This window comes from Mycobacterium sp. 852002-40037_SCH5390672 (genome assembly GCF_001665875.1).
In the GTDB taxonomy this organism is placed as follows: Bacteria; Actinomycetota; Actinomycetes; order Mycobacteriales; family Mycobacteriaceae; genus Mycobacterium.
This window is the reverse complement of the sequence record NZ_LZTA01000102.1, coordinates 39,953-58,307: the sequence shown is the minus strand read 5'-3', so window position 1 is coordinate 58,307 and position 18,355 is coordinate 39,953. Positions and strand designations below refer to the sequence as shown.

Below are 18,355 nucleotides of genomic sequence, written 5' to 3'. Positions count from 1 at the left end.
GCGGTCTCAGGCATCCGGGCGCGGCTCGCCCAACTTGGTCCGGATCGCACCCCACGGGTCGGCGTAGCGTCCGGGCGTATCCCGATAGGCCGCACGACTTTTCAGGAACCGCCGCGCAAACGGCGAGATCAGCCGCATCGGGTAGCGCCGCCACCCGGCCGCGGCTCGCATCTCGGTGAGCATGTCCGGCCACGAGTGGTGCTGGAATTGCAGAACCTGTTGGGCGCGATCGGTGTCCATCCAGTCCGTGACAAACCAGTCGTCATCGCTGTCCGGATCGCCGGGGCGGCCCCCGGGCAAGACGTCGACCAGACCACGCGCGGCCGCCAGCGCCTTGCCGACCTCCCCCTGCCGAAGCCGGTGCGACTCATCACCGGCTATCAGCAGCGTCTCGCCGGCGACGTCGGCGGTGACCGCCGCAGCGAACGCGCGTGCGACGTCGCGTACGTCGACGGTGTGAATGCGGCCATCGGTCGGCAGGGCGCTTTCGAAGAACAACGCACCGACACTGAACGGCATCGCGTCCGGTTCCACACTCATCACCCCGGCCAGGCGCAAGACGACCCAGTCGAGATCCGAGGATCGAATGTGCCGTTCCGCTTCGGCCTTGTGGGCGCCGTAGAGGTCGGCCGGGTTGATCGGGGAGTCCGGGCGTAACAGCTCGTGATGGCGGTGTGGGTTGCGTGCGCCGTACACGGCGTTGCTCGACGCCTGAATGAACCGCACCGGACGTGGCCGCGACTGCGCCGCGTGCAGCAACGTGACGGTCGCGTCGACGTTGACGCGGCGCCCCAGCGCGCGCTGGCGATAAATCACCGGCGGGATCACCGCGGCCAGGTGAACGATGGCCGTGGGCGACGTTTCGGCGAGCAGGCGATCAACCTGGCCCGGGTCGGTCAGATCCGCCCAGTGCGCTTCGGCGCCGGCCGGCAGCGAACTCGCGGCTTTGCGCTGGGCGGTAGTGCCCAGGTCGGTCGCGGCCACGCGATGGCCGTCGGCAACCAGCCGGCGCACCGTTTGGGATCCGACGAGACCGAAACCCCCAGTAACCAGAACCTTTTCGGACATGCTCCCCCACTACGCGTTCGCCCCCCAGCAAACGGATATGACATTCTCTTAAATGGAGAGTAGCATATGCTGTCTGGGGCGGAGGTTTGAGACCGGCGTCACACCGGCAACCAATAGCAAAGTGCAGGAACTGACAGCGGGGAAGCCATGAAGGGCAACGGTGTGGACGCGGCGGAGAACCACGAAACCGCCAAATGGGATCCGGCCTTAACCGAACAGGTCACCAAAGTGCTCGGCCCGGCCATCAAACGGTATTACCGGGCCGAGGTGCGAAACATCGACAACATTCCGTCCTCAGGCGGCGCCCTGGTGGTCTCCAACCACTCCGGCGGCATGCTGACCCCGGACGTGTTGATCTTCTCGCCCGCCTTCTACAACAGATTCGGCTACGACCGCCCCGTCTACACATTGGCCCATTACGGGCTGTTCATAGGGCCATTGGACGGCTGGCTTCGCCGCCTCGGGGTCATCGAGGCCAGCCGTGAAAACGCCGCCACCGCCCTGCATTCCGGCGCGGTGGTACTGGTGTTCCCCGGTGGCGACTACGACTCCTACCGGCCGACCTTCAGCGCGAACACGATCGACTTCAACGGCCGCACCGGCTACGTGCGGACCGCCGTCGAAGACGGGGTCCCCATCGTGCCGACAGTGTCCATCGGCGCCCAGGAGACTCAGCTGTTCCTGACCCGGGGCAACTGGCTGGCCCGCAAGCTGGGGCTGACCAAGGCACGGATGGACATCCTGCCGATCAGCGTCGGGTTCCCGTTCGGGCTGAGCGTGATCTTCCCGCCCAACGTGCCCCTGCCGGCAAAGGTCGTCACCGAGGTTCTCGAGCCGATCGACATCACCGCCCGCTTCGGCAACGACCCCGACGTCGACGAGGTCGACGCCCACGTACGCGCCGTCATGGAAGCCGCGCTCAAGCGGCTGGCCGGGCAGCGCCGGTTCCCGATCCTGGGCTGACGATGTTCGGGGCCGCGGACGAGCCGGGCCGGCCGGGCCGCCCCGATACGATGACCGCCGATCCACGTCGGCGGTGCGTGACATCGCGGCATGGTTGTCGGCCCGGACGCGTCGGCGGGGCGGGGTGACATGTGAAAAGGCTCAACGGCATGGACGCCATGCTGCTCTACAGCGAGACGCCCAACCTGCACACGCACACGCTGAAGGTGGCGGTCATCGACCCCGCCGACTCCGACGGCGAATTCGGATTCGACGTGTTCCGGCGCCACGTGCGTCGTCGGCTTCATCTGCTGGAACCGTTGCGCTACAAGCTCGTTGACATCCCTTGGCATCTGCATCACCCGATGTGGCAGGAGAACTGCGAGGTCGACCTGGATTATCACCTGCGGCGAGTGCGGGTGCCCGCGCCGGGCGGGCGGCGCGAGCTCGATCAGGTGATCGGCGAGATCGCGTCCACTCCGCTGGACCGCAGCCGACCGCTGTGGGAATTTCATTTCGCCGAGGGGCTTGCCGGTGGTCGATTCGCCTTGATCGGCAAGGTTCACCATGCGCTGGCCGACGGTGTCGCCTCGGTCAACCTGCTGGCCCGCGCGATGGATCTGCGCGAGGGGCGCACCGACGAGCGTGACAACGACGAAGCCGGCATCACCGCGTCCAACGCCGACCTGCTGCGCGCGGCGGCGCGCGACCACGTCCGTCAGATCGGCGAACTGCCCGGACTCCTCAAGGACGCGGCCGTCGGGATGATGCGGGTGCGACGCCGGTCTCGCGAGCGCGGCGATCACCCCGACCTGGCCGACGCGTTCGACGCACCGCCGACCTTCCTCAACCATGTCGTCTCGCCGCGGCGCCGGTTCGCCAGCACGTCGTTACCGCTACCGGACGTCAAGGCGACGGCAAAAGCGTTGGGCATCACGGTGAACGATGTGGTGCTGACGATGGCAACCGGCGGGTTGCGAACTCTCCTGCTGGCTTATGACGGCGCGGCCGAACGCCCGATCATCGCGTCGGTGCCAACGGCCACCGACAAGTCGGACCGGATCACCGGCAACGAGCTCAGCGGTCTGATGATCTCGCTGCCGGTCCACATCGACGACCCCATGGAACGGGCCCGCCTGGTGGCCCTGGCCACCAAGATCGCCAAGGAAGACCACGAAGTCCTCGGCCCAGAGCTCTACGGGAAGATGATGGGCTATCTGCCGACCGCCTTGGCCCCCGCCGCGTTTCGGTGGCTGGGCCTGCGCGACGCGCCGAACAAGCTGATGAACGTCGCGGTGTCCAGCGTGGTGGGCCCGCGCGAGCGGGGCCACTTCGGCGGCGCCGCCGTCAGCGAGATCTACTCCACCGGAGTGCTTTCTCCCGGCGCCCCCGTCAACATCACCGTGTGGAGTTACGTGGACCGACTCGGCGTCGCGGTGCTCACCGACGACCGGACATTCAACGATCCGCATGAGGCAACGGATGCCATCAGCGCGTCCTTTGCCGAATTACGCGAAGCCGCAGGCATTTCCGCTCAGCCGGCGAGCACTCCGTCCAGCACCGAATAGAACAGGCCCAGCCCGTCATCGGAAGGCCCCGTCAGCGCTTCGATGGCGTGCTCGGGATGCGGCATCAGACCCACGACGCGGCCGTCGGCGGAGCTGACCCCGGCGATGTCGTGCAGCGAGCCGTTGGCGTTCTCGTGGTACCGGAAGACCACCCGCCCCTCGCCCTCGAGCTCCTCGATCACGTCGGCGGGCGCCACGTACCGCCCCTCACCGGACTTCAGCGGGACCAGCAGGTCGGCGTCGGGCTCGAAGCGCGACGTCCAAGCCGTCGAGGTCGAGGCCACCCGCAGCCACACGTCGCGACAGATGAAGTGCAGACCCACGTTACGAGTCAGGGCCCCGGGCAACAGGCCTGCCTCGCAGAGCACCTGAAAACCGTTGCAAATGCCCAACACCGGCATGCCGTGCCGTGCAGCCTCCACCACCTCGGTCATCACCGGGGCGAACCTCGCGATCGCACCGGCCCGCAGGTAATCGCCGTAGGAGAAACCGCCGGGCACCACCACCGCGTCGACGCTTTTGAGATCGGCGTCGGCATGCCACAGGCTGACGGGCTCGGCTCCGACGCGGCGCGCCGCGCGAGCGGCATCCACGTCGTCGAGCGTGCCGGGAAACGTGATGATCCCGATGCGTGCCGTCACGGTGTCTCCCGGCTGATGGTCCAGTCTTCGATCACGGTGTTCGCCAGCAGCGATTCCGCTATCTCGGCGAGCGCCGAATCGTCGACGCTGTCGTCCACTTCGAGCTCAAAACGCTTGCCTTGCCGCACTTCTGAGATCCCCGGATGTCCGAGGCGACCCAGCGCGCCGACAATCGCCTGACCTTGCGGGTCGAGAATCTCCGCTTTGGGCATCACGCTCACGATCACCCGGGCCACCGGCGCTCCTCCTCAGTTGGCGTTTCGGCGCCAACTCTACCGGCGAAAGCGCAGCTGACGGTTACGGGCACGAGGCAATGTAGGCCTCGCACAGCGGCGCGCTCATGGCATTGAGCACCGGATCGTCCGCCATCGCCGGCCAGGACGCCTGCGGCGGTGCTGTTGACCACAGCGTGACCTCGCTGATCGTGCTGCTGGCGGGGTGGGCGAACAGGTAGGAGTGCATCACCACCGGGCCGCTGATCACGGCGGCCATTCGGTTGGTTTCGTCACTGGTCAGCGACGGTGATTCCGTCGGTGCGCGCTGCTGGCATGCCCGCAGCGCGGCGACGGCGTTGCCGAACGCCGTGGCCGCGATCGTGCCGCCGTGGGCCGTGTCACCGCGCCAGTGCAGGACCTGGGCCTGCAGTTGCCACTGCCCGTCGGGATGCTGAACCGTCGAGCGAGCCGCGACGGCGGCGTCGCGAGGGTCCTGCGGTATCGGCGGCGTGGCGCACAGCTCCTCGAACCGAAAACGGGGGCCGGGCGCCGAACCGGTCGTCTGCACCGCCTGGCCGGCCAGCGCGGGCCAGTGATACAACGCGTCCAGCGGCACGGCATGCTGATCGATCCACGCGGTGTTCGGTATCCGGTCGCACAGCCCCGGGCAAGTCTCCGGGTCGGCATGCGCAGGAATGACGACCACCAGAGCAATTGCGAAATTGCCGGCGACCAGCATCGTGGCCAGGATCACGCGCATCGGCAGCTTGCCCATCAAGGCACAATCGTAGATATGCAACTGACGCATTTCGGCCATTCGTGCCTACTTGCCGAATTCGACCACACCCGCGTGCTCTTTGATCCCGGTACCTTCGCGCACGGCTTCGAGGGAATCACCGGCCTGACCGCCATCTTGATCACCCATCAGCATCCCGACCATGTCGACGCCAAACGGCTGCCCGCATTGCTCGAGGGTAACCCGGATGCGGTGCTGTACGCCGACCCGCAGACCACCGCGCAGCTGGGCGCGCCCTGCCGGGAGGTCCATGTCGGCGACGAGCTGCAAATCGGTGAACTGACGGTGCGCGCCGTCGGCGGAAAGCATGCGGTCATCCACCCGGAAATCCCTGTGATCGAGAACATTTCGTTTCTGGTGGGCGACGGGGACCATCGTGCCCGGTTGATGCATCCCGGTGACGCGCTGTTCGTGCCCGGTGAGCCGGTGGACGTCTTGGCCACGCCGGCGGCCGCGCCGTGGATGAAGGTGTCCGAGGCGGTCGATTACCTGCGTGCGGTGGCTCCGGAGCGCGCCGTTCCCATTCACCAGGGAATCATCGCCCCAGACGCCCGTGGCATCTACTACGGACGGCTCACCGAGATGACCAGCACCGACTTCCAGGTGCTTCCCGAAGAAGACGCCGTCACGTTCTAGCGGCGGTCACGCCGGCGTGACGTTCGGAAGCGGACGGGTTACCCCGCGCCCCGGCTAGGTGATGTCGTCGGCGGCGCCGCGGACGGCGGCGCGGCCCGAGAAGATGCAGCCGCCCAAAAACGTGCCCTCCAGCGCGCGGTAGCCGTGCACGCCGCCGCCACCGAATCCGGCGACCTCGCCGGCCGCGTACAGACCGGTGATGGGCGTGCCGTCGGCCTTCAGCACCCGTGAGGCAAGGTCGGTTTCGATGCCGCCCAACGTTTTTCTGGTCAGGATATGCAGCTTGACCGCGATCATCGGCCCCGCCTTCGGGTCGGTCAGCCGGTGCGGCGCCACGACCCGGCCCAGCCGGTCGCCCAGATAGTTGCGGGCACCGCGGATCGCCGTGATCTGACCGTCCTTGCTGAACTTGTTGGCGACCTCCCGGTCCCGGGCGGTGACCTCGGCCTCCACCGTGGCATAGTCCAGCGGCTGCACGTCGGGCAGCTTGTTCATCGCGGACACCAAGTCGCGCAACGAGTTTGCGCTGACGAAGTCAACACCCCGATCGACAAACGCCTGCACGGGCCCCGGCGGCCCGGATCGCGCCCGGTTTCGCAACAGCTCGCGGATGCTCTGTCCGGTCAGATCGGGATTCTGCTCCTGCCCGGAGAGTGCGAACTCCTTCTCAATGATCTTGGCGTTCAACACGAACCAGGTGTAGTCGAACCCCGATTTGGTGATGTACTCCAAGGTCCCCAGCGTGTCGAAGCCGGGATAGAGGGGCACCGGCAACCGTTTGCCGCTCGCATCGATCCACAGGGACGACGGCCCGGGGATGATGCGAATGCCGTGCAACGGCCAGATCGGGTCGTAGTTGGTGATGCCCTCGACGTAGTGCCACATCCGGTCGGGGTTGATCACCCGCGCGCCGGCCCGCTGCGTGATGCCGATCATCCGGCCGTCGACATGGGCCGGCACCCCGCTCAGCAGTTGCTCGGGGACGCGGCCCATGCGTTTGGGCCAATTCTTTCGCACCAACTCGTGGTTGGCCCCGATGCCACCACTCGTCACGATCACGGCGTCGGCACGAAACTCGAACTGCCCTAAGGGCTCTCGTGATGACGCGACCCCCCTCGGCGTGGCCGAGGGCTCCAGCACGGTGCCCCGCACGCCGGTCACCGCCTCGCCCTCGACGATCAACTCGTCGACCTGATGGCGGTGCGCAAACCTCACCGAGGAGCGGTCCCGCAATTGACGGGCGAAAATCTCGACCAGCGCGGGCCCGGTACCCCAGGTGATATGGAAGCGGGGAACCGAATTGCCGTGCCCCTGTGCGTCATACCCGCCGCGCTCCGCCCAGCCCACCAGCGGGAAAAGCTTGAGGCCCCGCGAACGTAACCAACTGCGTTTCTCCCCCGCGGCGAAATCGACGTAGGCGTGCGCCCACTGGCGGGGCCAGTAGTCCTCTGGACGGTCGAAGGCCGCCGTACCGAGCCAGTCCTGCAACGCCAGTTCATGGCTGTCGCGGATACCCAACCGGCGCTGCTCGGGGCTGTCGACGAAGAACAGACCGCCGAAGGACCAGAAGGCCTGCCCGCCCAGGTTTGCGCTGTTCTCCTGGTCGACGATCAGCACCCGCAGGCCGCGATCCACCAGTTCGCAGGCGGCGACCAGGCCGGCCAGTCCCGCTCCGACGACGATGGCGTCGGCGTCGAACCCCGCAACTGAAGAATCGCTCATGTCGGACCAGGGTAGTGCCCCGACGAGCAGGTCAGACAGTCGCTTCGTCAGGCGGCGTCGAGCACGGCCTTAGCCTGATCCCAGCGGTATACGCAGGGGGTGCAGTCGTGCATCAGCGCCAGGTCGACCGCGTCCACCATGGCCTGTAGCGGCCCGGATTTACGGAGATGCCGAGCCGCGACCGCAACCCGCACGACACCGCCGCGCCGGGCGATTCGCTCGGCGGACAACACCACCATCCGGCACCACCATGGCTCGGTGAGGAAGCCTTCACCGATGCCGAGGACTCGTGCGCGGACAGTGGTGTGGCGGACCAGGTCGGTGATCCCATGCAGATCGGCCAGCAACCGGAATCCGTTGTCCGGCAACGCTTTGACAACACCGGGTGACACCACCCAGCCGGGCGCGGCGAACAGCCGGGTACGCAGCCCGAGGTGCTCGAGCACCCGGTCGGCGGCCGTCAATCGCAGGTTGGCCTCGTGGGCCCGCAAGATGGCGAATTCGCCGCGTCGCTTCTTCGTGGCCGCGTCGTCGTAGCCGTGCAGCACGATGGCGTCACCGCCGGCGCGACGGGTGGTCAGCCATTCGACGGTTCCCGGGTCATGGTCGAGCCGGTAATCACCGGACAGGCGGGGAGCCACCAGTAACGACACCGGTACTTTGCGGGCATCCATTTGCGCGCAGAAAGCCTCGACGTCGGGCAGGGTGCGTTCACCAATCCCCGAGACCGAGACGATCAATTTTCCAGACACACCAGCAGTTTGCCGATCTCAAGTGTCGGAATGGTGAAGGACACGCAGACAGCAAGCGTATATGCACGCGCGCTGGCGCGATAACTGATTTCAGCCGCCCCGTCGAACCTTTGCAGACCAGAACGGCCGCGAGCGTCAGTCGATGCGATCAGTTCGATATGCTAAGCAACGCCATGGATGAGGCCTCGTACGCAGCGGCCAAAACGCCGCTGCCCCACGCCCCCACCGGGCAGCCGGGCGTCGAGGAACGGGAATATCCCGACAAGCTCGACGCCGCGCTGTTGCGGATCTCCGGCGTGTGCATCTTGGCCACGGTGATGGCCATCCTGGATGTCACGGTCGTCAGCGTCGCCCAACGCACCTTCATCGATCAGTTCGCGTCCTCGCAGGCCGTCGTGGCCTGGACGATGACCGGCTACACGCTGGCCTTGGCGACGGTGATCCCGATAACCGGGTGGGCAGCCGACCGGTTCGGCACCAAACGCCTGTTCATCGGTTCGGTGGCGGCCTTCATCCTGGGCTCACTGCTGTGCGCAATTGCGTCAAACGTCGTGCAGCTCATTGTCTTTCGGATGGTGCAGGGAGCCGGCGGTGGCATGTTGTTGCCGCTGGGATTCATGATCTTGACCCGTGAAGCGGGCCCGGGGCGGCTCGGGCGCCTGATGTCGATCCTGAGCATCCCGATGCTGCTCGCCCCGATCGGCGGGCCGATCCTGGGCGGCTGGCTGATCGACACCTCGAGCTGGCGGTGGATCTTTTTGATCAATGTGCCGATCGGATTTCTCACCATCGCCCTCGCCGCCATCGTGTTCCCCCGGGATCACCCGGCCCGCTCCGAAACCTTCGACGCCGTCGGCGTGCTGCTGCTCTCGCCGGGCCTGGCGATGTTCCTGTTCGCCGTGTCCTCCATCCCGGGCCGGGGCACGGTGGCTGACCGCCATGTGGTGATACCCGCGATGATCGGACTGGCGTTGATCGCGGGCTTCGTCCTGCACGCGTGGCATCACGCCGATCATCCCCTGATAGATCTGCGGCTGTTCCGCAATCCCGTGCTCACCCACGCCAACGTGACGATGCTGGTCTTCGCGGGCGCATTTTTCGGTGCGGGCCTGCTGCTGCCGAGCTATTTCCAGCAGGTGCTGCACCAGACGCCGATGCAGGCCGGCGTGCACATGATCCCTCAGGGGCTGGGCGCCATGCTGACCATGCGGCTGACCGGTCCGCTGGTGGACAGGCAGGGACCGGGCAAGATCGTGCTGGTCGGGATTGCGCTGATTACCGCCGGCCTGAGCGCCTTCGCCTTCGGGGTGGCCACCCAGGCCCACTATCTACCCACGCTGCTGGTCGGGCTGGCGATCATGGGCCTGGGCATGGGCTGCACCATGATGCCGCTGTCGGTCGCGTCGGTGCAGGCCCTGGCGCCCCATGAGATCGCCCGGGGAACGACCCTCATGAGCGTCAGCCACCAGGTCGGCGGCTCGATGGGAACGGCGCTGATGTCGATGGTCCTGACGAATCAGTTCATCAGGAGCCCAGACATCGTCGCAGCAAACAAGCTTGCCGCTTTGCATCAGAAGTCGGTCATTGACGGGGTGCCGGTCGAGCAGTCCGCAATCCCCCGCCAGTCGCTTGTCCCTGGCTTTTGGAGCAATGTGTCGCACGATCTTTCACACGCTTATACGGCGGTATTCGTGATTGCCATCGTGCTGGTGGTTTGCACCTTCATTCCGGCGTGGTTTCTGCCCAAAAAACCGGCGAGCGAAACCGCCGGCGAATAACATATTCGCCCTGGTAGGACCGCGACCAGCCGTTTATTGCTTTAACCGCAGTCCGGAACATAATCTGCGCAGCGCGAATTACAAGCGTGCGACAGGCGAATACGAGTAAAAGGGCTTCAGCCGGGGCAACCCTGCGGATATGCTCAGCGGCGCCATGCAGAAGACCCGTTCCGCAGCCTTCAGCGTCCCGTTGCCCGCAGCCTCGGGACCGTCGCTGCGCCCCGATGAGTACCCCGACAAGCTGGACGCAGCGCTGTTCCGGATCGCCGGAGTGTGTGGTCTGGCCTGCATCATGGCGGTGCTGGACAGCACCGTCGTCGCCGTCGCGCAACGCACCTTCATCGCGCAATTCGGGTCCACCCAGGCCGTCGTCTCGTGGACGATCGCCGGCTACATGCTCGCGTTCGCGACCGTGATCCCGATTACCGGATGGGCAGCGGACCGGTTCGGCACCAAACGCCTCTTCATAGGTTCGGTCCTGATTTTCACGCTGGGATCGCTGCTGTGCGCGATGGCACCGAACATATTGCTGCTCATCTTGTTTCGAGTGGTCCAGGGCATCGGCGGCGGCATGCTATTGCCGCTCAGCTTCGTCATCTTGACGCGCGAAGCGGGACCCAAGCGTGTCGGTCGCCTGATGGCGGTGGGCGGAATCCCGATCCTTCTCGGCCCCATCGGTGGGCCCATCCTGGGCGGCTGGCTGATCGGCGCGTATGGCTGGAAGTGGATCTTCCTGATCAACCTGCCGATCGGGCTGACGGCGCTCGCATTCGCAGCGATCATGTTCCCGAAAGATCGGTCGGCCCCGACGGAGGCCCTCGACATCACCGGCGCGCTGCTGCTCTCCCCCGGCGTGGCGATCTTTTTGTGCGGGGTGTGTTCCATCCCGGGGCGGCACACGATAGCCGACCGCTACGTGTTGGTGCCGGCGCTCGTCGGACTGGGTCTGATCGCCGCGTTCATCCTGCATGCCTGCTATCGGACCGATCACCCCCTCATTGACCTGCGGCTGTTCCGCAATCCGGTGGTCACCCAGGTGAATCTGACGCTGCTGGTGTTCGGGGCCGCTTCGGTGGGCATCGGGCTGCTGGTGCCGAGTTTCTTTCAAATCGTCGGCCACGAGACGCCGATGCAGTCGGGTCTGCACATGCTGCCGATCGGGATCGGTGCGGTACTGACCATGCCGCTGGGCGGCGCCTTCATGGACAAACGCGGCCCCGGAAACATCGTGCTCATCGGCCTGCCCCTCATGGCTGTGGGTCTGGGCGTCTTCACCTACGGAGTCGCCCGGCAGGCCGCGTACTCACCGGTCTTGGTGACCGGGCTCGCGATCATGGGCCTGGGTATCGGCCTCACCACCACACCGCTCTCGGCCGCGCTCATGCAGGCGCTGGCCCCGCATCAGGTCGCCCGCGGGACGACGCTGATCAGCGTCAACCAACAGGTCGGCGGGTCCATTGGGGCAGCGCTCATGGCGGTGATCCTGACCAACCAATTCAATCGCAACGAGGCCCTGATGGCGGCGAACGAGATGAGCGGGGAGCGCCCGGGCGTCGGTAAGCGGGATCTGCCGGTCGATCCGTCAGCCGTCCCGCGGCACCAGCCTGCTCCCGATCTGGCCAGCCACGTGTCTCACCACTTGGCGCACGCCTATACGGCGGTGTTCGTGCTGGCCGCCGCGCTGGTCGCCTTCACCATCATCCCGGCATCCTTTTTGCCGAAGAAGCCGCCCGCCCTGCCGGCCGACGAATAAGCAAGATCACCTCGCGAAGTGGCGGCGGCGCGGGCCCTCGGCCGGCGGAGTGGCTACACCGACGAGCGGGCGCCGGCGGCAGCTAACAGCCATGCGTATTGGAAGGCCGCTTCCTCCCATGCCTTATAGCGGCCACTGACCCCACCGTGTCCGGCGTTCATCTGGGTCTTCAACAGAACGGGGCTGCCGTCACCGTTGGCGTGCCGCAGCGCCGCAACCCACTTGGCCGGCTCCACGTAGTAGACCCTCGTATCGTTCAGCGACGTCATGGCGAGAATCGCCGGATAATGCTTGGTCTCGACATTCTCATAAGGCGAATAGGACTTCATGTAGGAATAAACCTCTTTGTCCGCCAAGGGGTTTCCCCATTCGTCCCACTCGGTGACGGTCAACGGCAAGGAGGGATCCAAGATGGTGGTCAGCGGGTCGACGAACGGGACCTGCGCGAGAATTCCGGCGAAGAGCTCCGGCGCCAGGTTGGCCACCGCCCCCATCAGCAGACCGCCGGCACTACCCCCCAACGCGACCAGCTGACCCGGCCGGGTCATTTCGGAGTCCACCAAATGCCTTGCGACGGCCACGAAGTCGGTGAACGTGTTCTTCTTTTGCAAGAGCTTGCCGTGCTCGTACCACAGCCGGCCCATCTCGCCACCGCCACGGACATGGGCGATCGCGAACACCATGCCACGGTCCAGTAGCGATAACCGGGCAATGGAAAAGCTGGGGTCGGTGCACAGCTCGTAGGCGCCGTAGCCGTAAATCAGTGCGGGTGCCGGGAATTCGAGATCGGCGCGGTGCACGATAGACACCGGGATCCGGGTGCCGTCGTCGGCAACCGCCCAGTCACGCCGTTCCACATAGTCGTCGGGCCGATAATCGCCGAGTACCGGTTGCTCGCGCAGCAGGATGCGTTCACCGGTGGCCAGGTCGATGTCGTAGACGCGCGCCGGAATGACCAGGGAGCCGGCCCTGATCCGCAGCTTGGGTGCATCCCAGTTGGGGTTACCGGCGGGACCGGACGACATCAGCTCGGAGTCGAATGAAATCTCTTCGGGCTGCGCATAAGTGCCGTCGGCGTTGACGGGCCACAACTGCAACCGGGGCAGCGCCTCCCGCCGATAGCTGACGACGAGGTGGCCGGCGAAAGCGTCCACCGCGTCGAGCCGCACATCGTCGCGGTGCGGGATCAGGGTGCGCTGCTGTGCCGGATCGCTGACCGGCGCCTCGGTGAGGGTGAAGTTGACCGCGCCGTCGTTGTGCAGAATCAAGAACCGGTCCTGGCCCCCGATGACCGCGTGCTCGACCGCATATTCGACACCCTCGCGGCGGGGCAGCACGACGGTGAACCGTGCCTGCGGATCGGCCGCGTCTGCGTAGCGATACTCCGAGGTGATCGAGGATCCCGAGGCGATGAAAACGTAGGCCTCGCTGCGCGTGAGGCCCACACCAAGCCAATACTTTTCGTCGGCTTCGTGATAAACCAGCTCCGGCTGTGCACCGGAGCCCACCCGATACCGCCACACCTTGTCGGGACGGTGGGCAGCATCCAGGGTCAGGTAGTACACCGTGCGGTTGTCGGCGGCCCAGGTCGCACCCGCGCCGATGTCGGCGATCTCGTCGGGGTACAGTTCGCCGGTGCGTAAGTCCTTGAACCGCAACGTGTAACGCTCATCGCCCAGCGTGTCGACCGAGTAGGCCAGCAGGTTTCCATCCAGGCTCACCGTCGCGGCGCCCAGGGAGAAGAATTCGTGGCCCTCGGCCTCGGCATTGGAATCGAGCAGGATCTGCTCCCCCGGGATTTCGGTGTCCTCGTCCAGTGTCGGCGGGTCCCAGTCGTCGGATCCTCCTATCGGACAACGGCATTGGACGCGGTATTGCTTGCCTTCATAGGTGCGTGCGTAGTACCACCACTGGCCCTGCCGGGTCGGTACCGATAGATCCGTCTCCTTGGTGCGCGCCTTGATCTCGGCGAAAATCTGCTGCCGCAACGGCTCGAGCTGGGCGGTCATGTGATCGACGTAGGCGTTTTCCGCCTCGAGGTGGGCGATGACCTCGGGGTTGGCCTTTTCCCGCAGCCACTCATACGGGTCGATGAAGACGTCACCGTGATGTTCGCGCCGGCTCTCCACCCGCTTGGCGACCGGGGGTACCGAGCCGTCCAGATGCGTTTCGGTCATGCGCCGGGACCGATCCAGTCATCGAAGCTCAAGCCGGAAATACGTTCGTAGGCATCGATATAACGGCCGCGGGTGGCCTCGATGATGTGGTCCGGCAGCGGCGGCGGAGGTTGGGAGCCGTGGCGGTCCCAGCCGGACTCGGGACCGGTCAGCCAGTTGCGGACGAACTGTTTGTCGAAGCTGTTCTGGACCACGCCAACCTGGTACTCGTCGGCCGGCCAGTAGCGCGACGAATCCGGGGTGAAGATTTCGTCGGCCAGCAGCAGGTTGCCGTCACGGTCGGTGCCGAATTCGAACTTGGTGTCCGCGATGATGATTCCCTTCCGGAGCGCGTGATCGGCGGCCTGAACGTAGATCTGTAATGTGCGGTCGCGTAACTGGTTGGCCGGCACGGGACCAACCATCTCGATCACCCGCGCGAAGGAGATGTTCTCGTCGTGGTCGCCCAATGCGGCTTTCGTCGCGGGGGTGAACAGCGGTTCGGCGAACCTGCTGGCTTCGACCAATCCCGGCGGCAACGTGATGCCGCAGACCGTTCCCGTCGCCTGGTAGTCCAGCAGTCCCGAGCCGGTCAGGTAACCGCGGGCCACGCATTCCACCGGAAGCATTTCCAGCTGACGCACCACCAGCGCGCGGCCCAGGACCTCGTCGGGGATGCGTGGATCGTCGGGCGGCCCGGCCAGATGGTTGGGGGCGTCGACCAGGCCGAAGAAGAAGACGCTCATTGCGGTCAGGATGCGGCCCTTGTCCGGGATGGTGCTGTCCAGGACGAAGTCGTACGCCGAGATCCGGTCGGTGGCGACCAGCAGCAGGTGGTCGTCGTCGACGCGATACAGCTCACGGACCTTGCCGCTGGCCAGATGCTGATAGTCGGACAATGCGGGCATCCGGTCAGCCTATCGGGCCCCTGCAAACGGGCTTTGTGCTGGGATCGGGCTATGACATTGCGGTTTCTGCCCTACTCCACCAGGCCCGGCAGGCTGGCCGTCCAGCTGTTCAGCGACCTCGCCGTCGTCGTGTGGACGGTGCTCTGGCTGCTCGTTGGGCTGGCCGTCTACGACGCCATCGCCACCATCGCCGACGCCGGGCGGCAGGTCGAGAGCGGCGCGAACGGCATTGCCGGCAACCTCGCGTCCGCCGGCCATGGAGCCCAGCACATTCCGGTGGTGGGCGACACGGTCAGCAAGCCGCTCAACTCCGCCAGCCACGCCGCGCTGGACATCGCTGGGGCGGGCCACGACCTGGACAGCGCGGCGAGCTGGCTCGCAGTACTGCTCGCGATGGCCGTCGTCGCGGTCCCGATCCTCCTCGCGGTGCTGCCGTGGTTTTTTCTGCGGCTTCGCTTCTTCCGGCGCAAGTTGACGGTGACCGCACTGGCCGCCACACCGGCCGGTGCGCAACTGCTTGCGTTGCGCGCGCTGACGAACCGGCCGCCCAAGAAATTGATCGCCGTCAGCGCGGACCCGGTCGGCGGCTGGCGCCGTGAGGATCCCGTCACCATCGGGGCGTTGGTCGCGCTCGAATTACGGTCGGCCGGTATCGCGATTCGCGGGATCTAGCAGCAAGGCCCGCGGGCGAATCGGATCGTCACTGATCTTCGCGTAGCTCCACGACGAGGTGCCGAATGCCGGTATGCCGATTGCTGCGGGCCCACTCGACCGGCCGGACGACCCGCACCCCGCCGAACCGAGAGAGCAGCTCTTCGAACAGCACCCGCAGCTCCAGCCGGGCCAGATTGGCACCCAGGCAGTAGTGCACGCCCTGACCGAATCCCAGATGCGGGTTGGGCTTTCGGGTGATGTCAAATTCGTCGGCGTTCTCGAATACGCCGGCGTCACGATTCGCCGAGCCCTCCCAGATCTGTATTTTCTGCCCGGCCTCGATCGACTGCCCGCCGAGCGTGACGTCGCGGGTGGCGGTGCGCCGCTTGGAGGGCGACGGCGACGTCCACCGCACCATCTCCTCGACGGCCGTGGGCAGCACGTCGAGATCGCGCCGCAGCGAATGCAATTGGTCCGGGTGGTCGGCCAGCGCCAGCAGGCCGCCCGCGACCGCGTTGCGCGTGGTCTCCGCACCGGCGCTGAACAACAGGCTGAAGAACAGGTACAGCTCCAGGTCGGTAAGGGCCGATCCGTCATCGCCGTCAGAGTCGTCGAGCATCGCGTTGGCCACGACCGACAACATGTCATCGGTCGGGTTTTCACGCTTAGACGCGATCAACTGCTGACCGTACTCATACATCCGCGAGCCGGCCTCTTCCACCGAGAGCTGCGACAGGGCTGCCTTGCGCGAACCACCGAAGTCGAACTGTGGCTCGATGGCCTCAAACAGCCAATGTCGTTCGGATTCAGGAACTCCCAGCAGGATGCAGATCATCTGCATCGGTAGCTCGGTGGCGATGTCGACCAAAAAGTCGAATGGCTCGCCGGGCACCACGTCGTCCAGCAGGCGGCGCGCCCTGATCCGCAGGTCGTCCTCGACAGAGGAGATCATCCGCGGCGTCAGCCCGGAGCTGACCAGTCGCCGAACCTGCGAATGCCGCGGGTCGTCCATCATGTTGAGCACCTGACCGGCGATCGCCAGGTCCTGCAACAGCGTTCCGCCATACGGCCGGGTGCCACCGGTGACCGATGAATACGTCGCCGGATCCTTGAGCACCTCAAGGGTTTCCGCGTAGGTGGCCACCGACCAGAAGCCTTCACCGTCCGGGGTGTTGTCGGTCGGTGCGTGCCAGTACACCGGCGCCTCCCTACGATGGACGGCGAACAGGTCGTGTGGAAATCCGTTGGCGAAGTTGTCCAGATCGGTGAAGTCGATCTCCGAGAGCGCGCCGGCCAGCGTCACAGGATCGCCCCCGGGGCGTACTTGGCCGCGTCCGGGTAGCGGCTCACCAGCGCATCCACCTGCGCCGCCACCTCGTCCACTTGGTCACCCGCGGCGCCGGTGAACGCCTTCCTGTCGGCCAGCGCGGCGTCCAGCGCCGCCCGGTCCAGCGGCAGCCGCTCGTCGGCGGCCAGGCGGTCCAGCAGGTCGGGCTCGGCTCCGTGTTCGCGCATGGCCAGCGCGGTTGCCACCGCATGTTCGCGGATCACGTGATGCGCGGTCTCGCGGCCCACGCCGGCGCGCACCGCGGCGATCAACACCTTGGTGGTGGCCAGGAACGGCAGGTAGCGGTCGAGCTCACGACTGATCACCGCCGGATAGGCGCCGAACTCGTCGAGCACCGTCAGGAACGTCTCGATCTGCCCGTCGACGGCAAAGAAGCTGTCCGGCAACGCCACTCGGCGCACCACCGAGCAGAACACGTCACCCTCGTTCCACTGCGCACCCGCCAGTTCGGCGGCCATCGACGCATAACCGCGCAGCACCACCTGCAGCCCGTTGACCCGTTCGCAGCTGCGGGTGTTCATCTTGTGCGGCATCGCCGAGGAGCCGACCTGCCCCGGGGCGAATCCCTCGGTGACCAGTTCGTGCCCGGCCATCAGCCGGATCGTGTGGGCCAGCGACGACGGTCCGGCGCCCAGCTGCACCAGCGCCGAGAGCACGTCGTGGTCCAGCGAACGCGGATACACCTGTCCGACACTGGTCAATACCGTTGCGAATCCCAGGAATTCGGCGACGCGCCGCTCGAGCTCGGCGAGCTTGGTCGCGTCGCCGTCCAGCAGGTCGAGCATGTCCTGGGAGGTGCCCATCGGCCCCTTGATGCCGCGCAGCGGGTACCGGTCGATCAGCTCCCGCAGTCGACTCAACGCGATCAGCGTCTCCTGCGCCGCCGAGGCGAACCTCTTGCCCAACGTGGTGGCCTGCGCTGCGACGTTGTGGCTGCGACCGGCCATCACCAGGTCGCGGTAGGCCACGGCCCGCTCGGCGAGCCGCGCCGTAACCGCCACGCCGTGCGCGAAAACCAGTTCCAGCGAGCGCCGGATCTGCAGCTGCTCCACGTTCTCGGTCAGGTCACGACTCGTCATGCCCTTGTGCACGTGCTCGTGACCGGCCAGCGCATTGAATTCCTCGATGCGCGCCTTGACGTCGTGACGCAGCACCCGCTCGCGGTCCGCGATCGACGCCAGGTCGACGTCCTCGATCACTCGCTCGTAGTCGGCGATCGCCGCGGAAGGCACCGGCACGCCCAGTTCCTCCTGCGCGCGCAGCACCGCCAGCCACAGCCGGCGCTCGGCGACGACCTTGGCCCCCGGTGACCAGATCGCGACCATCTCCGCACTGGCGTACCGAGCGGCCAGCACATTCGGAATGCTCACTTGGTCCTCACGAACACACAGCTTACGGTCGGCGGTCATAGCCTATGC

16 protein-coding genes are annotated in these 18,355 nt (G+C 66.2%); 6 read left to right on the top strand and 10 right to left on the bottom strand.

Translation table 11 applies throughout. The features are described 5' to 3' along the window. Positions 1 to 6: 6 nt before the first annotated feature. Positions 7 to 1,068: an NAD(P)-dependent oxidoreductase gene (locus tag A5782_RS19385; RefSeq protein ID WP_067103612.1), complete on the bottom strand. Its 1,062-nt coding sequence runs from the start codon at positions 1,066 to 1,068 to the stop codon at positions 7 to 9. A 147-nt stretch (positions 1,069 to 1,215) separates the two neighbouring features. On the opposite strand from A5782_RS19385, the gene A5782_RS19380 reads away from it, so the two are divergent. Together A5782_RS19380 and A5782_RS19375 are read left to right on the top strand one after the other, a co-directional pair. After that, positions 1,216 to 2,031, top strand: coding sequence for a lysophospholipid acyltransferase family protein (locus tag A5782_RS19380; protein ID WP_067103609.1), 816 nt, complete (start codon positions 1,216 to 1,218; stop codon positions 2,029 to 2,031). Between the two features lie 131 nt (positions 2,032 to 2,162). Continuing rightward, positions 2,163 to 3,578: a wax ester/triacylglycerol synthase family O-acyltransferase gene (locus A5782_RS19375; protein ID WP_197694283.1), complete on the top strand. Its 1,416-nt coding sequence runs from the start codon at positions 2,163 to 2,165 to the stop codon at positions 3,576 to 3,578. Here the strand turns inward: A5782_RS19375 and purQ are convergent. The 3 genes from purQ to A5782_RS19360 form a co-directional block, all read right to left on the bottom strand. Continuing rightward, entirely contained in the window at positions 3,545 to 4,219 is a 675-nt protein-coding gene (gene purQ, locus A5782_RS19370) for a phosphoribosylformylglycinamidine synthase subunit PurQ (RefSeq protein ID WP_067103604.1), read from the bottom strand. The genes A5782_RS19375 and purQ overlap by 34 nt on opposite strands. Beyond that, a complete protein-coding gene (gene purS, locus A5782_RS19365; protein ID WP_064882339.1) occupies positions 4,216 to 4,455 on the bottom strand; it encodes a phosphoribosylformylglycinamidine synthase subunit PurS in 240 nt (79 codons plus the stop codon). Before purS ends, purQ begins: the two co-directional genes overlap by 4 nt. A gap of 61 nt (positions 4,456 to 4,516) precedes the next feature. Continuing rightward, positions 4,517 to 5,251, bottom strand: coding sequence for an ATPase (locus A5782_RS19360; RefSeq protein ID WP_197694282.1), 735 nt, complete (start codon positions 5,249 to 5,251; stop codon positions 4,517 to 4,519). On the opposite strand from A5782_RS19360, the gene A5782_RS19355 reads away from it, so the two are divergent. Beyond that, complete coding sequence (locus tag A5782_RS19355; RefSeq protein WP_067103599.1) at positions 5,228 to 5,866, top strand: MBL fold metallo-hydrolase; 639 nt, start codon at positions 5,228 to 5,230, stop codon at positions 5,864 to 5,866. The genes A5782_RS19360 and A5782_RS19355 overlap by 24 nt on opposite strands. Positions 5,867 to 5,920: 54 nt before the next feature. On the opposite strand, the gene A5782_RS19350 is transcribed toward A5782_RS19355, so the two are convergent. Both A5782_RS19350 and A5782_RS19345 read right to left on the bottom strand, forming a co-directional pair. Next, on the bottom strand, positions 5,921 to 7,588 hold the full coding sequence (locus tag A5782_RS19350; protein ID WP_067103596.1) for an FAD-binding dehydrogenase: 1,668 nt from the start codon (positions 7,586 to 7,588) through the stop codon (positions 5,921 to 5,923). A 47-nt stretch (positions 7,589 to 7,635) separates the two neighbouring features. After that, positions 7,636 to 8,340 carry a DUF2334 domain-containing protein gene (locus A5782_RS19345; protein WP_067103594.1) on the bottom strand — a complete coding sequence of 235 codons (705 nt, stop codon included), beginning with the start codon at positions 8,338 to 8,340 and terminating at the stop codon, positions 7,636 to 7,638. Positions 8,341 to 8,498: 158 nt separating this feature from the next. Here A5782_RS19345 and A5782_RS19340 point away from each other — a divergent pair, with 158 nt between their 5' ends. Together A5782_RS19340 and A5782_RS19335 are read left to right on the top strand one after the other, a co-directional pair. Further along, a complete protein-coding gene (locus A5782_RS19340) occupies positions 8,499 to 10,118 on the top strand; it encodes a DHA2 family efflux MFS transporter permease subunit (RefSeq protein ID WP_067103592.1) in 1,620 nt (539 codons plus the stop codon). A 139-nt stretch (positions 10,119 to 10,257) separates the two neighbouring features. Then, positions 10,258 to 11,871 carry a DHA2 family efflux MFS transporter permease subunit gene (locus A5782_RS19335; RefSeq protein WP_067103589.1) on the top strand — a complete coding sequence of 538 codons (1,614 nt, stop codon included), beginning with the start codon at positions 10,258 to 10,260 and terminating at the stop codon, positions 11,869 to 11,871. 53 nt (positions 11,872 to 11,924) lie between these two features. Here A5782_RS19335 and A5782_RS19330 read toward each other — a convergent pair whose 3' ends face one another. Both A5782_RS19330 and A5782_RS19325 read right to left on the bottom strand, forming a co-directional pair. Next, on the bottom strand, positions 11,925 to 14,048 hold the full coding sequence (locus A5782_RS19330; protein WP_067103587.1) for a S9 family peptidase: 2,124 nt from the start codon (positions 14,046 to 14,048) through the stop codon (positions 11,925 to 11,927). Further along, positions 14,045 to 14,935, bottom strand: a complete 891-nt coding sequence (locus A5782_RS19325) for a phosphoribosylaminoimidazolesuccinocarboxamide synthase (RefSeq protein ID WP_067103585.1) — start codon at positions 14,933 to 14,935, stop codon at positions 14,045 to 14,047. The genes A5782_RS19330 and A5782_RS19325 overlap by 4 nt, the downstream gene beginning before the upstream one ends. A gap of 51 nt (positions 14,936 to 14,986) precedes the next feature. Here A5782_RS19325 and A5782_RS19320 point away from each other — a divergent pair, with 51 nt between their 5' ends. Next, the gene (locus tag A5782_RS19320) at positions 14,987 to 15,607 is read left to right on the top strand and encodes a hypothetical protein (RefSeq protein WP_067103583.1); all 621 of its coding nucleotides are present in this window, start codon (positions 14,987 to 14,989) and stop codon (positions 15,605 to 15,607) included. 28 nt (positions 15,608 to 15,635) lie between these two features. Here the strand turns inward: A5782_RS19320 and A5782_RS19315 are convergent, their stop codons facing one another. Together A5782_RS19315 and purB are read right to left on the bottom strand one after the other, a co-directional pair. Continuing rightward, positions 15,636 to 16,892 carry a cytochrome P450 gene (locus A5782_RS19315; protein ID WP_067103581.1) on the bottom strand — a complete coding sequence of 419 codons (1,257 nt, stop codon included), beginning with the start codon at positions 16,890 to 16,892 and terminating at the stop codon, positions 15,636 to 15,638. Continuing rightward, a complete protein-coding gene (purB, locus tag A5782_RS19310; RefSeq protein WP_067103840.1) occupies positions 16,889 to 18,307 on the bottom strand; it encodes an adenylosuccinate lyase in 1,419 nt (472 codons plus the stop codon). The genes A5782_RS19315 and purB overlap by 4 nt, the downstream gene beginning before the upstream one ends. Positions 18,308 to 18,355: the final 48 nt, after the last annotated feature.